At 45.1% G+C, this 14,401-nt stretch carries 12 protein-coding genes; 4 read left to right on the forward strand and 8 right to left on the reverse strand.

The window, feature by feature from the left end:
* Positions 1–44 precede the first annotated feature (44 nt).
* Positions 45–539 (forward strand): hypothetical protein, encoded by a 495-nt coding sequence (locus tag MKY14_RS22945; protein WP_076099543.1) that lies wholly within the window; start codon positions 45–47, stop codon positions 537–539.
* Positions 540–635: 96 nt separating this feature from the next.
* Here MKY14_RS22945 and MKY14_RS22950 read toward each other — a convergent pair whose 3' ends face one another.
* Complete coding sequence (locus MKY14_RS22950; protein ID WP_340977403.1) at positions 636–1,703, reverse strand: copper amine oxidase N-terminal domain-containing protein; 1,068 nt, start codon at positions 1,701–1,703, stop codon at positions 636–638.
* Positions 1,704–1,873: 170 nt separating this feature from the next.
* On the opposite strand from MKY14_RS22950, the gene MKY14_RS22955 reads away from it, so the two are divergent.
* On the forward strand, positions 1,874–3,331 hold the full coding sequence (locus tag MKY14_RS22955) for an amidase family protein (RefSeq protein ID WP_340977406.1): 1,458 nt from the start codon (positions 1,874–1,876) through the stop codon (positions 3,329–3,331).
* A 2-nt stretch (positions 3,332–3,333) separates the two neighbouring features.
* On the opposite strand, the gene MKY14_RS22960 is transcribed toward MKY14_RS22955, so the two are convergent.
* Positions 3,334–3,657, reverse strand: coding sequence for a YciI family protein (locus MKY14_RS22960; RefSeq protein ID WP_051491142.1), 324 nt, complete (start codon positions 3,655–3,657; stop codon positions 3,334–3,336).
* A gap of 102 nt (positions 3,658–3,759) precedes the next feature.
* Positions 3,760–4,317 (reverse strand): DUF1273 domain-containing protein, encoded by a 558-nt coding sequence (locus MKY14_RS22965; RefSeq protein WP_036680784.1) that lies wholly within the window; start codon positions 4,315–4,317, stop codon positions 3,760–3,762.
* A gap of 199 nt (positions 4,318–4,516) precedes the next feature.
* On the opposite strand from MKY14_RS22965, the gene MKY14_RS22970 reads away from it, so the two are divergent.
* Entirely contained in the window at positions 4,517–5,200 is a 684-nt protein-coding gene (locus MKY14_RS22970) for a hypothetical protein (RefSeq protein WP_076302818.1), read from the forward strand.
* A gap of 100 nt (positions 5,201–5,300) precedes the next feature.
* On the opposite strand, the gene MKY14_RS22975 is transcribed toward MKY14_RS22970, so the two are convergent.
* Complete coding sequence (locus MKY14_RS22975) at positions 5,301–7,331, reverse strand: beta-galactosidase (protein WP_036680780.1); 2,031 nt, start codon at positions 7,329–7,331, stop codon at positions 5,301–5,303.
* A gap of 119 nt (positions 7,332–7,450) precedes the next feature.
* Here MKY14_RS22975 and MKY14_RS22980 point away from each other — a divergent pair, with 119 nt between their 5' ends.
* Positions 7,451–8,284, forward strand: coding sequence for an AraC family transcriptional regulator (locus tag MKY14_RS22980; RefSeq protein WP_340977408.1), 834 nt, complete (start codon positions 7,451–7,453; stop codon positions 8,282–8,284).
* Between the two features lie 809 nt (positions 8,285–9,093).
* Here MKY14_RS22980 and MKY14_RS22985 read toward each other — a convergent pair.
* From MKY14_RS22985 to MKY14_RS23000, 4 genes are all read right to left on the reverse strand, one after another.
* Positions 9,094–11,085 carry a beta-galactosidase gene (locus MKY14_RS22985; protein WP_340977410.1) on the reverse strand — a complete coding sequence of 664 codons (1,992 nt, stop codon included), beginning with the start codon at positions 11,083–11,085 and terminating at the stop codon, positions 9,094–9,096.
* A gap of 137 nt (positions 11,086–11,222) precedes the next feature.
* Positions 11,223–12,524, reverse strand: a complete 1,302-nt coding sequence (locus MKY14_RS22990) for an ABC transporter substrate-binding protein (protein WP_094902687.1) — start codon at positions 12,522–12,524, stop codon at positions 11,223–11,225.
* Positions 12,525–12,585: 61 nt separating this feature from the next.
* A complete protein-coding gene (locus MKY14_RS22995) occupies positions 12,586–13,419 on the reverse strand; it encodes a carbohydrate ABC transporter permease (RefSeq protein WP_036680774.1) in 834 nt (277 codons plus the stop codon).
* Positions 13,419–14,300 carry a carbohydrate ABC transporter permease gene (locus MKY14_RS23000; protein WP_036680772.1) on the reverse strand — a complete coding sequence of 294 codons (882 nt, stop codon included), beginning with the start codon at positions 14,298–14,300 and terminating at the stop codon, positions 13,419–13,421. The genes MKY14_RS22995 and MKY14_RS23000 overlap by 1 nt, the downstream gene beginning before the upstream one ends.
* Between the last annotated feature and the right edge of the window lie 101 nt (positions 14,301–14,401).

Genomic DNA, 14,401 nt, shown 5'->3' on the forward strand with positions numbered 1-14,401 from the left:
GGTATAATCATGTGCACAATCACACCGAAAACCGGAGGCTGTATATGCTTACTTTTGAACAAAAATTAGCGATTCTCGACTCTTATCCCCAGCTGGAACGCAAAAATGTATCCCTTGGGCGCGTGAACTATCACTACGAGGAAAGCCAGCATGATAAGAAAACCGTGGCTTTTCACCTGCATCCAAATGGTAATGGCTATGTGTTCGCAGGCTTACTGCGGGGCTACGAGACAGACGATAAGGGCTTCGTGAATATTCGCGACTACTCGGAATCCGAGCTGCGTAGTTTGCTGGATGCCTCCATCACCTCACTGTCTATTTACATTCCTGATGCTCCTGTAGCCAGCAAAAGAAAGAAAAAGGCTGCGGCAACTGCCGATACACTCTGGACTAATGATGAGGGCCAAACCCTAACCCTAAAGCTTGAGGATGATTTATGGTATGTCTATGCCGACCTCAATCTGGAGATGGCGTTTGAAACGCTTGAGGAAGCTAAAGAATATTTAGCGGAAGAGGGATTTACAGCAGCGCAGGAGTAATTGTCAGACTTTAATCTACACACTCACAACAAAAGAGGTGTCTGAGCAGCCATTTATTTTGGCCGTTCGGACACCTCTTTTCTAATAAAACGATCCTTAATATACAGGTTCCGTATATATGTAACTATAAATACCCAAATCGAGCTCAGAAACCACTTCATAATTTAGTTGGAATTCTATAGTCTTATTTGATAGACCTCCTACAAAATAACTGCCCTCCACAACCAACCTATCCTTCCCTCCAACTGGGGCGACCAAGATCAGCTGTTCAGCTTTATTGGCTGGGATCACAAAGTTTTGCAGCCCACCCGTCTGATCTTGAATATATTTACGGACAGACACGAGGTTACTGCCTAATTCCGAGAGGCCGGAATTGTTGTTCCGCCATACTTCAAGCGCATCTTGTTGGGATTGGTTGGAACTGACACACGCCTGATTAACTGAAAATTCCGGGATTTTATATATATTCCCGCCAATATTATCGATAACTACTTTATGGGTTACTTCCGTACAATTTTCAATTTTCAGAGTCGGCATGGGGTCCTTTTCCTTTGAGAATGTCTTTATGATTTTTTGATCACCGGACTTAAAATTTATTGAGATATCTTTATTATCCATGTTAGAAAATTCGAGCAAGCTATACAACTGATTATTTTTAATTCCGTAGTGCTTTACGTTTATAACAAACCTGTTTCTCTCATCTGATAACGATTTTGATTGCTCTTGGCTTCCTACTGAAATTGTTCTGTTGACCGGGGCAATAATCTTCTCCTCGGCAACTGGTGAGGTTATGTAAATAGATTTTGTACCTTCATCCCAAGTGACACTACTACCCAACACTTCGCTAATAAATCTTAAAGGGACGAGTGTATTATTTTGAAAATTGATACCCTTAATGTTAATATCCCCTTTAACCGCTGAGACCGACTTCGCATGATTATCCCATTTAATAGTTGCGCCTAAAGCTTCAAAGATCGCCCGCATAGGTACGTATGTAACTCCATCTTTCAGTATAGGACTTACATTAAAATGTAATTGCTTACCGTCCAAATAACATTTGAGATCACTGTCTTCCGCAAAAGCTTGACTTGAAGATAAAACAGCAAAACTTATCATCACCACAAAAAAAGTGATAATTTTTGAAGCAAAGTTGTGGTTTTTCATGTTCTTAATTTAGCTCCTAATCTAGAAAAATAAAAAAATTACAATGCAGACCTGAATATATCAAATGGCCAATCAAAATGTAAGTCTAAAAAGAAAACTACCAACGACACCCAAATTATGGTTAGATGAAGGAGAAGCCATATCCTAGAGGGAAAGAAGCGTGAACGCATATGAGTTTTGAAATCGTAGAGGCCACCATACCGGACATCCAAGCCGCATTAGAAGCCGGAGAAATTACGTCAAAACAACTAGTTCTCATGTATTATGAACGCATTGCTGATCACGACAAAAACGGCCTGACGATTAACTCTGTACTGGAGATTAATCCTGATGCGTTGTTTATCGCAGAATCTCTGGATGTGGAACGGGCAATTAATGGCCCACGCGGCCCCCTGCACGGGATACCTGTGTTATTGAAAGATAACATCAATACTGGGGACAAAATGCATACAAGTGCGGGTTCGCTGGCTTTGGCGAATTCTTTTGCCGGGGAAGATGCGTTTATAGTTACCAAGCTGCGTGAAGCCGGCGCCATTATTATGGGTAAAGCCAATATGACCGAATTCGCCAATTTTATGACGAACGGCATGCCCTCCGGCTATAGCTCCCGTGGCGGGCAAGTCCTTAACCCCTACAATATTTCTACGCCAACCGGCGGCTCTAGTGCGGGTTCAGCAGTAGCTGTCGCTTGTAATTTCTGTACGGTCTCTGTTGGCACAGAAACTTCGGGATCGATTCTTAATCCCGGTAATTTGGGCTCCATCATCGGCATTAAGCCAACCGTGGGGCTGCTCAGCCGTTCAGGAATCCTGCCGCTCTCCAATACACAAGACACCGCAGGCCCTATGGCTAGAACCGTTCATGATGCCGTGTTACTGCTAAACGCCATGCTGGGCAAGGATCACGATGCAGCTATGGGAACAAATACAGGTAAAATCCACGAGGATTATACTGTATTCCTTGATCCGAATGGTTTGCAGGGCGCTCGAATTGGGATACCACGTGATTATTATTTTGAGGAGCTCACAGATGAGCAGCTTGCTTTGTTCAACGCTTCCGTCGACAGAATGAGAGAGCTTGGAGCGACCATCATTGATCCTGCGGATATTAAGACCGCCCGCGAAATTAGTTACTCTTCGGTGGTATTAAACGAATTCAAAACAGCACTGAATGCTTATTTATCTCATTTGGGCCCAGGAGCACCTATGCGAACCTTGAAGGATATTATTGATTTTAATCATGCACACCCTGTGGAGACTTTGAGATTTGGTCAAGCTACATTAATAGATGCGGAATATACCTCCTCCGGCACACAAAGCGAAGCTCAATATTTACGCCATCGTGCGACTGACCTGAAGCTGTGCAAGGAAGAAGGGATCGATGCCACTATGAAAGAATACAATCTGGATGCCCTGCTGTTCCCTGCCGATTTTGGCGCCAGAATTACTTCCAGAGCAGGATATCCGTCCATCGTCGTTCCTTCTGGATACACTTCGGCCGGCGCTCCCTTTGGTGTAACCTTCTCAGCAAAAGCTTATCAGGAGCCTACGCTTATCAAGCTAGCCTATGCCTATGAGCAGCATTACAAAGTGCGAAAAGCACCTTCGCTAAAAAGCTTCATTGATTAAACCTATTCCTGGAGCGGAACAATACCTAAATGCCTGTTTCCCTCATGGGACAGACTCCATGTACGCACTTCATAGCTACGAATGCCAGACAGCACGTAAGGATCTTTTTCGGCAAGGAGAACGGCTTCTTCGCGTGAGTTCGCTCTTACAATAACCATACCGCCAGGACAATCACTAAAGGGACCACACAGCACTAATTGTCCTTTACGGTCCAGCTCTTGTAAATGCTTAACATGACCACGAATAATCTCCATGTCTCTACGGTCTTGATTCGTCGGGCTAAGCAAAATAACATAACAAATATCTGCTTGATTGACCTCACTCATCCTATTCTCCGCCTCTCGTTCAAATAGAAACTAAAGCCCGTAACGGTGATTTCCCAATGCCGATTCGGGCTTTTTTATTTCGCGATATCTTCGTTCGTAGCTTTATTCATAATCTCGCTGATTTTCTTCATCGGCAATATTTTGAATCTCATCAGAATGAATAAGAAACAGCTCGTAGTCCCCCTCTGCATGCAGCTTCAGCGCTCGTTCTTTAAAAAACTTCGGGCTGCCTTCCGCCGCATCCTCATCATAAAAGAGCAATATCCCGTCACTTTTGCGGAACAACAAGTCATCTCTGGCCCTGAACTGCCAGCTGCCGTCATAAGGGGCATTACTGACCGCCCTGCAAAAGTCCGCACCCGCAATAATACGTCGGTATTCCTCCTGCTTCTCTTCCTTCCACTTCTCTTCCTGTCCAGTATGCGCCGTAATGATCCCCAATTTCAATTCAGGATATTGAGTCTTGAGTTCACATACCACCTCACAAGCCCAAAGATCGACACCATACTGGCCGGGGGTAATAATCCATTCGACGCCTTCTTCAATTAGCGGCTTTAATCTGTTAGACAGCGCCTTTTTGATATAAGGAATTCCCGGATGCTTATTGTCAAAAATACCGAGCTCATGCGCACGGTAGCCTGTTACGAGTAAATTCTTCATGTACTGCCTCTTTCCTGAACGTTGGTTATCTCTTACCATGACTTACCTTTGTAGAGTTTTATCCCACTTATATGATTATTATATAGCATTTACATGATCTATTTCTTTAGGCAAACTTTCAGCTGATCTTAAGCAACCTTTCAGAACCGTCTGATATATTTCTCCTAATCAATCTAAAACTATTAAGGAGAGAAAATAAATGAAGAAATTAATACCGATTATGATCTCAGGAAGTCTACTCGCTTCTCTACTATTGGCTGGCTGCAGCACCAATTCGGAGTCCGAAGGAACAGCTGTTACTAATAACCAAGCGAACACGGCACCCGCAGATAACGCTGAGGCACAGCAATCTCAAGGAAACGGCAATCAACAAAACGGCAGACCCGGCATGTCCATGAATTTCGGCAAGATTAAGAGTATTAGCGACAACACAATTACAATCTATACGTCAGAAGTGCCTTCCCTGCCCGCACAAGGCACTGGAGATACGGCTGGAGCCGATATGCAGAACGGCCAGGCTGGTACTCCACCGGAAAGACCCGAAGGTGATCAAGGCTCAGAAAACGGTACACCTCCAGAGGGGGGAATACCGGAAGGCGGAGCCCCTGACGGCGGTGGACAAGGTGGTGGACCACAGGGCGGCGGGATGCAGCAAACCTTCTCCGAGGAAACCACAGATATTACAATTGATGCTGATACCAAAATTGTAACGGTTACCTTCGACAATGGCACGCGTCAGGAGAACACGATCAGCTTAGCTGACCTGAAAGCTGATGACATTATCCAATATACGCTTAAATCAGATTCCACTGTGGCGGAGAGCATTACCTTAAGCAGCGGAAACCCAATGGGGATGGCTGAAGGCAAAAAGAGCAGCGACTGAACTACCAAAAAATAACAGAAAAAAATCCCCACCTACGATCAGCTTCAAAAAGCGTTTTGTAGTGGGGATTTCAAATTTATATAGGTTAGACGAGACTCAACTATTTTTTGTCCGACAAAATCAATACTCCACGACCCGGTACAACTGCTGAACCACTGATTACATTACCTGTCAGTAGATCAGTACGCTCAGCTGCCCCAATATCCGCGCTTAAATCCCCGGCAGTGTGGTTCAGTAAGAACAAGTAAGATACGCCATCCTTCACACGTTGAACAGATTCGATACCTTCCGGTGCAGTTACCAGCGGCTGAATGTTCTTTTCGGCACATAGATTCGCTAAGAATCCTTGTAGGAATCCAGCTTCTGGGCTAGTCGCCACATAATAAGCTTTACCTTCGCCAAATTTATTCACAGTCAATGCAGGCATTCCTTTATAGAAATCAGAACCGTACTCTGCCAAAACTTCTGCCCCTTCGGCATGGATCAGATCGCAGAGCAGATCACATTTATAAGAACCACTCAAGCTACCCCACGTTTTATCCAGCACGAGTTCATTGCTCATACCTGGCAGTAATGCATCGATTTCCTCTGCCCAAATTCCAAGCACTTTACGCAATTCGCCTGGATAACCTCCAACCGTCACGAGGTCGTTCTCATTAACAATACCGCTGAAATAAGTTGTAATGAATGTGCCGCCCGCTTTTACAAAAGCTTCAACCTTCTCTGCAAAACCTGGCTTGACCATGTACATTACGGGTGCGATAACAATTTCATACTTGGACAGGTTCTCTTCGACCCCGATCATGTCGGCTTCGATATTTTGCTGATACAGCGCATCATAATATTTGTGGACTTCATTCACGTAATCCAAGGCAACCGACGGACCGCTTGAGAGATCAAGCGCCCAACGATTTTCCCAATCGTAGATGATCCCTACCTTAGCTGCACTGCGCGCATCCAGTAGTTGATCTCCAAGCTGCTCGAGCTCTTTACCCAGCTCAGCACATTCACGGAATACCCGTGTGTGTTCATGACCCACATGCTCAATTACCGCTCCATGATACTTTTCACAAGCCCCTATCGAACGACGCAGTTGGAAGAACAACACAGTATCTGCACCACGCGCTACAGCCTGGTAACTCCATAGACGCATAACGCCTGGACGTTTCAAAGAGTTGTACGGTTGCCAGTTCTGCTGGCTCGGTGTTTGCTCCATCAGCATGAACGGTTGGCCATTTTTTAATCCACGCATAAGATCATGTGTCATTGCTGTAAAGCTGACCGGTGTGTCCAGTGAAGGATAGTTGTCCCAAGAAATTACATCCATATGCTTGGCCCACTCAAAATAATCCAGCTCCGGATAAAAGCCCATCAGGTTCGTTGTAACAGGTACGTTGGTGCTGTGTTCTTTGATCGCTTCGTATTCGATTTTGTAACATTCGAGCAAGCTATAAGACATAAAACGGCGATAGTCCAACGAGATTCCTTGGAAGTTAGTACGGTTACCGTTCCATTCTTCACTCAGCTCATTTGGCACCACAATTTCTTCCCAATCATAAAACGTATGTCCCCAAAAGCGTGTATTCCAAGCCTTGTTCAAAGCATCCAGCGAACCATAACGCTCCTTCAACCAGACACGGAAGGCAGCAGCGGACTGTTCGGAATAATCATAGCCACCATATTCATTAGAAATATGCCAAGCTACCAGTGCCGGATGATCCTTGTAGCGTTCTGCCAGCTTACCAGCCAGCTTCGCTGCATACTTGCGGTAAACTGAACTGTTCGGATTGGAGTTATGACGTCCGCCGAACTTACGTTTTCTGCCCTGCACATCGACACGGGTCACTTCAGGATAACGATGAGCCATCCAAGCTGGATGTGCTCCTGTTCCTGTAGCTAGACATACATAAGTTCCATTTTTATATAGTCTATCCATTAATTCATCCAATGAGGAGAAATCATAAGTATCTTCGGAAGGTTGGATTAAAGCCCAGGAAAACACATTAATTGTGGCAACATCAATTCCCGCCAGCTTGAACATCCGTTCATCCTCAGCCCATACTGGCGCATCCCATTGCTCCGGATTGTAGTCTCCACCGTACCAAATTTTAGGTAATTTATCGTTAATCACACTTCGCACACCCTTTATAGTATAATTATATATCTATTGTAAATGGTTAAGGTTGCCCTTTAAATATAAAATAATATCTCATACATATAAGAATATAGAACTAACAGGAGAGGATAACATTGTCCGAAATCATGCATCGCAGGATCGTATTCGTCCATGAAGGTGGACAGCACTTGCCAATCACTTTAGACAGTATGGGGCACAATCATGATCAGGAAAAAGTATCCCGCCCCGATGGTTATGAAACGTATCATTGGCTTCAAACCTCAGAAGGTGAAGGGATCATCCATTTTGACAATAAAACCTTTTCCCTGCCCGAAGGCAGCGGCGTATTACTACTTCCTTATACACCCCATCGTTATGAGGCTTCCACCAAAAACTGGGGTACCTATTATCTAACGTTTGGTGGCGATTCGGCACACTCTATTTTGGAGACGCTTGGGATGAATAGTAATTCTTTTTACCGTTGGGAAAATGAAGCGCCTCTCCCAAATCTGCTGAAGGAGATGCTGGATCGTCATGATGCCTATCAGGATATGTTTGGTCTCGGCGCCTCAACAGATGCTTATCGTTTTTTGCTTACTTTGAGTAAATATGGTCAGCTTCAAAATAATACGGCGATTTCCCGCAATGTAGATAAGCTGCAGCCACTGCTAAAATGGATGGACAGCCATTATGGCGATCCTGATCTTGGACTGAACGATCTAGCCGATGAACTAGGCGTATCTGGGCGCTATCTTAACAACCTATTCGTCCAAACTTTCGGACTCTCGCCTTATGCCTATTTCGTACGGTTACGCATCCGGAAAAGCAAAGAAATGCTCGTAAGCCAACCCGATCTTACGGTAAAAGCTATCTCCCAGCTAGTCGGCTTCCGCGATGTCAGCCATTATGTAGCCACATTTCGCAAGCAATCCGGGACTACGCCGGAGCAATTTAGACGCCTGCATTAAACATGCCCCGCCTACTGTGGAAAAATTGCTCGCTGGGAATATGCGGCTAGAACGTAGTAAGAGTATGGTATGCGCTACTATTGTGTAGAAATGGGCGGTACGGTGGCTGGGTGCATTTGGCTGCGAGTGTACGGCACCTCTGAGATGGATCGTGCAGATCTGCACATGGTGGGACTCCATGTGGAAATCTGCTCATGTTGGACTCCATGTGGGAATCTGCTCATGTTGGGACTCCATGTGGAAATCTGCCCGCTTTGGACAACTTGTGGAAATCTGCTATGGTGGACTCCATGTGGGAATCTGCTCATGTTGGGACTCCATTGTGCAGCTCTCTTCAGTTCAGTATGAGTAAGTCAGACGAAATAATTGCACTTTGTACACTTAAAATAGCCTGCACGGCAGAAATTATCCATATAAGTGTATTCTGTGCAACTATATTCTCGGAATATGGCCTTGCAGCGGGATAAGCCAATTTTTAGCTGCACAAAGTGCAACTAAAACCAATTAAATACTCCAACACTTCAAATAAGTGTACGAAGTGCAACTATTTTCTGTTGTGCTTCTGTTAAAGTTTCTGCATGCCCTACTCCACTCATTTTTTACTCCACACTTCCACTTACTTCACTATTCCTCCCCCACACATTCCCCTACACCGCTCTTCACCAACCTTCACTTCACCCTACTCCACACATCCCTCACTCCATCTTCACCAACCTTCACTTCACCCTACTCCACACATTCCCCTCTCCACTTTCCCCTCTCCTGCCACACTCCCAAACCCACTCCAAAATCTCTTTACTCAAAACCACTCAAATCTCCAGCACCTCAACGCCATACGGCTCGAGCTGGAGCTCTCCCGATCGAATCTTATTATCCAGCAGGCTGCTGTATTCTCGTGGCAACGGAACGATCACCGACTCGCGGCTCAGGTTAAGCAGGAACAAGAAGCTTCCCTGATCTCCAGTCCGCACGGAGGCTTGTACTCCGTTTGGCAATCCTTCAAAGCGTAACAACCCTTTTTCCTTAGCCAGGTTCTCCAATAGAACTGTCCAGTATTGCTCATCCGCATGGGTTCCAAAGTAATAAACCTGACCTTTGCCGAAGGAATTAACAGTTACAGCGGGTGTGCCGCGATAGAAGTCATCACCATACCAGGCAATCGGCTGGGCCACTACAGGTCGGAGGATGTCGCACCACTGCGTACATTCATATGGGTTACCCTCCGCATCCACGATGACATGTGTTTCAACGCCAATCGGATCATACTCCAGCACTTCAACGCCGGTACAATAGCTCAGCTGCCCAGGCAGCGGTTGCATGACTGCGATGTTGTTTATATTTTTGACGCCACTACGGTTGGTGATCAGTAAGGTCCCGCCAGCGAGGGCAAAATCCTCCAGATTACGTACGATCTCCTCATCCAGCAAATATAAATTTGGAGCGATTACTACTTTGTATCCATCAAGCGGTTGTCTGAGGTCGATAACATCGCAGCCCATGCCAAGCTTGGTCACCGCCCGGTGAATCTGCTTAATGTTCTCATAATAATCAAAGCCCTCTGCCTGCGGCTGAATATCCAGCGCAGCCTTCTCTTCATGAGAATGGAGGATAGCCACTTCGTTTTTCAGCATCGTTCCTTGGAGCTTGCCGCTCAGCCCATTAACCTCATGACATAGCTGCGTGAACTCCGCTAATCTGCGTCCGGGAACATTGCTGTGATCAATCAGCCCGTGCCAGAATTGTTCTGCTCCTGAAGTTGCACTTCTCCAGCGAAAATGAACAACAGTATCCGCACCTCTAGCAATCGCCTGCCATGCATAGGCACGAATCAGTCCCGGATAAGGGGTTCGCCACATCGGCATCCAACAACCCGGAGATCCACTCAGCTGCTCCATGATCCAGAAGTTTTGGCGTTTGATGCCACGGGTTACGTCCAATGAAAGTGCTCCGCTATAAGGCGTTGTCTCTTGTTTGGTTGGCGAAGTATTCGGATAATAATCAAACGCAGCCACGTCCAGATCTGCACCGACCGCGTACATATCGAGGCGCTGCGGATAGCTGTGAAAGTTATGGGTTATGAAATGCTCTGGACAAATCATACGCAAAATATTGATCTGCGCTGTCTGAAACGCTACCACCGAATCCCACTGAAACCGCTGAAAGTCAAGCAGAAAAGATGGATTCTGATGAGGTGATCCGCCCAACGGCACGGTAAGCTCATTCCAATCGCTGTACTCCCCGCTCCAAACAACGGTTCCCCATTCTGCATTGACCTCAGCCAGTGTTCCGTATTTAGCTTGTACCCATGCTCGAAAAGCAGTATTACAAGCGTCACAATGACAATCCAACATGCCAAATTCATTATCAGTCTGCCAGCCTATGACGGCCGGGTGTTCACTGTAACGTTCGGCAAGACGCAGAATAATACGGCTGCCATACTCACGCAGCGATGTGCTGTTATAGCAGCGGTGTCCACGTACCCCCGGGTGAAAAATCTCTCCATTAGCAAACACCGGAAGCACATCCGGAAATTTCGTCGTTAACCATCTTGGCGGTGTAGCTGTTGGCGTACCCATCACAACCTGCAGATCATATTGATGAAAAAGGTCCAGCGCACGGTCCAGCCACTCAAACTGGTAATTCCCCTCAGTTGGCTCCAGTCGGCTCCATGCGAACTCAGCAACCCGGACTACTTTAACACCTGTTTCTTTCATCAACTTGATATCTGGTTCCCACATGGATTCATCCCAATGCTCCGGGTAATAGTCCACACCCATCTGAACATGATCATATCGTTTCATTGGCGCTTCTCCCCATCCCTTGATAATCAGCCCTGTTTCCCAAAAAAAGCACTCCCCGTCTCAAATTGATGAGGTATACGGAGAGCGCTTCTGTTAACCACTAATATCCATTAAATCTTCTCTATAATGTGCTTTACTTATTTTTTAAGCTTGTCCCATGCAGCTTGCATACCAGTCATCCAACCGTTAACGTCAACCTTGTCAGCAATGAACTGTTGAATCACGCTGGCAAATTCTTGCGTTACACCATCAGGGAATTTAGAGGATTGCAGGCCATAAACTTTGTTTTCTTTTACATAGTTCCATACGTCTGCTCCAAGCATACCGATGTCTTCAGGTGTTGCTTCGATTGTGGACAAAGCAGGGATGAATTTCCATTTTTTAACGATGTACTCTTTACCCATATCGGAAGTTACCAACCAGTTCAAGAACGTTTTTGCTTCTTCTTTAGAACCGGATTCTTTGTTGACTACAAGGTTCGCAGGGATACCAACAGTCATTTTGTCATTCTTCTCAGCATCTTCATTGATTGGCATAGGGAACATACCAATGTTCATATCAGGAGTGATGTTATCAACAAGAGTTTGTGCCCAGTTACCTTCTTGCATCATTGCAGTTTCGCCTTTTGCGAACATTGCCAGGTGAGTGTTAGCATCTGTGGTCAAAGGATTCTTTTGTCCGTATTGTAAAGTCAGTTTGAGATACTTGCTCCACTCTTCAAACGTTTTATTGCCTACAATTGTACCAGTTCCTTCATTCAAACCTTTGATGAATTCATCTACATTATCTTGTTGTGCAAAGGCTACGCTGATCCCTTGGTTACCTAGCAGCCACCATTCCTGATATGCATTACCAAAAGGAGTTACGTCGATAGCTTGCAGCTTTTTAGCCGCTTCTTCAAGCTGTGACAATGTTTTTGGAGTTTCAGTGATTCCCGCTTTAGCGAACAAGTCCTTGTTATACACAATACCGATACCCTCAAGGTTCATTGCCATACCGTATACTTTGCCATCTTTAGTCATAGGCTCTGCAGCCATAGGAATCAGATCTTTTACCCAAGGTTGGTCGGACAGATCTTCCATCTTGTCTCCCCAAAGTTCCATTTCTGCATATCCACCATTGGAGAAAATATCAGGCGCATCGCCGGAAGCGAATTTAGTTTTCAATGCTGCTGCGTAGTCCGCACCACCACCAACTGTTTGGATATCCAGCTTAATGTTAGGGTATTCTTTTTCGAATTCAACCTTAAGCTCATTGAGGCCTTCTACGATTTCAGTTTTGAATTGGAAGATCTTAACGGTCTTCACTTCACCTGAATTTGTGCCAGCGCTTCCATTTTGTGAGTTACTAGAAGCGTTATTATTACCACCACATGCCGTTAGAGCTAAACTCATTGCCATTACTGCTGATAGAGCAACTGCGGAGTGTTTCTTCTTCATTATATATTCCCCCTTAAAATAGTGGACTGCTTAAAAAATATTTGGAACGGAGGGCTCGGTGTTAACCTTTCACCGAGCCAGCCGCTATTCCCTCAACAATGTAACGTTGCATAAACAGGTAGAAAATGATAATTGGTGCGACCCCGATTACGAGAGCCGGAAGTGCCATATCCCATTGTTTGGTATATTGACCAAAGAAGGAGAAAGTCGCTAGTGGAATGGTCCGAAGCTCTGGTGCCTGAAGAATCAAGGATGGCAACAGATAGTCATTCCATATTCCAAGTGCATTTAGCACGATTGTTGTCATCACCATTGGCTTCAGCAAAGGAAGCACAATACGGAAGAACACGGTAATAGGATTACATCCATCTACTGTAGCCGCCTCTTCAATTTCAAGAGGAACGGACTTGATAAAGCCGTGGAACAGGAAGATCGCCATCGGAACACTGATTCCTAGATTCGTGATAATCAAACCAAGGAAAGAGTTGTTCACTCCAATAACATTTACGACCTTCAGAATTGGAATCATGATCGTTTGGAACGGAACTACCATTGCTGCTACGAAGATAAGCAGCAAGAACTGATTGAATTTCGTATTCGCCCGAACCATACGATAGGATGCCATCGCACTGAACAGAGAGATTAGAATAACACTGATCACTGTGATAATAACCGAGTTTCGGAATGCTTCACCGAAACGGGCTAATTTCCAGGCGGTTGAATAGTTCGACCACATAAATACTTTTGGCCAGCTTGCCGCATCACTCAGAATTTCACCGAAGGATTTCACCGAGTTTGCGAGCAAGAAATAGAATGGAGAGAGAAAGAGCAGGGCCAGAAGGATCATTATTACTTCCGTGCCAATATTCCATCTCTTTTTTTCTGTAGGTTTCATTACGCTTCAACCTCCTTGCTCTTCGTGATACGGACCTGAATCAGAGTAATGATGGCTACAATTACAAAGAACAGCAGCGCTTTTGCAGTACCCAGCCCGTAACGATTGTTCAGGAAGGCTTCATTGTAAATATTCATAGCAACGGATTCCGTCGATTTGAACGGTCCACCCTTCGTCAAGGACAAGTTAAGGTCAAACATTTTGAATGACCAGGAAATGGCCAAGAATAATCCGATAGTTACAGCAGGCATAATTAGTGGAACTACGATATTGCGTAGCACCTGCCAACGGGAAGCACCATCAATATCAGCCGCTTCTAGTACTTCTTTAGATACGTTACTCAACGAGGCAATGTAGATAACCATTAGATAACCGGAAGACTGCCAAACAAAGACCATTACAATCGCCCAGAATCCTGTTGTGGCATCACCGAGCCAAGGAAGATTAAAGAAGGACCATCCTGTCAGGTCGCCCATAGTGGCGAACCCTTTGATGAAGATAAATTGCCAGATGAAACCAAGCAACAATCCCCCGATAACGTTCGGCATAAAGAAAATAGTCCGAAGCATGTTACGTGTCTTTAAAGGTTTAGTTAACAGATAAGCTAAGAAGAAGCCTACCACGTTAGTCAAAATCACACCTAACACCGTAAATCTTACCGTGAACCAAAAGGAAGACCAGAAGTCAGGGTCATTTGAAAAAATAGTGGAAAAGTTTTGAAATCCGACCCAACTTACATTACCGGATACACCGTTCCAATCTGTGAAAGAGTAATACATCCCCATCAAAAATGGGATAATCGTTATTAAGGTAAAAAACAAAACTGCCGGACCAACGAAAAAAAGCTGTTGACCTAACTGGGACAACTTAGTGCCGCGCATTTATTGCCCCCCCCTTTCTTTTGCTCACTTACTTGTTTATGCTTTATACACATATTATCTGTTTTTTTCAGGGTACCTCACACCTACTAAAGTGATCTTTC

It is taken from the genome of Paenibacillus sp. FSL R5-0887, assembly GCF_038002305.1.
In the GTDB taxonomy this organism is placed as follows: Bacteria; Bacillota; Bacilli; order Paenibacillales; family Paenibacillaceae; genus Paenibacillus_AQ; species Paenibacillus_AQ odorifer.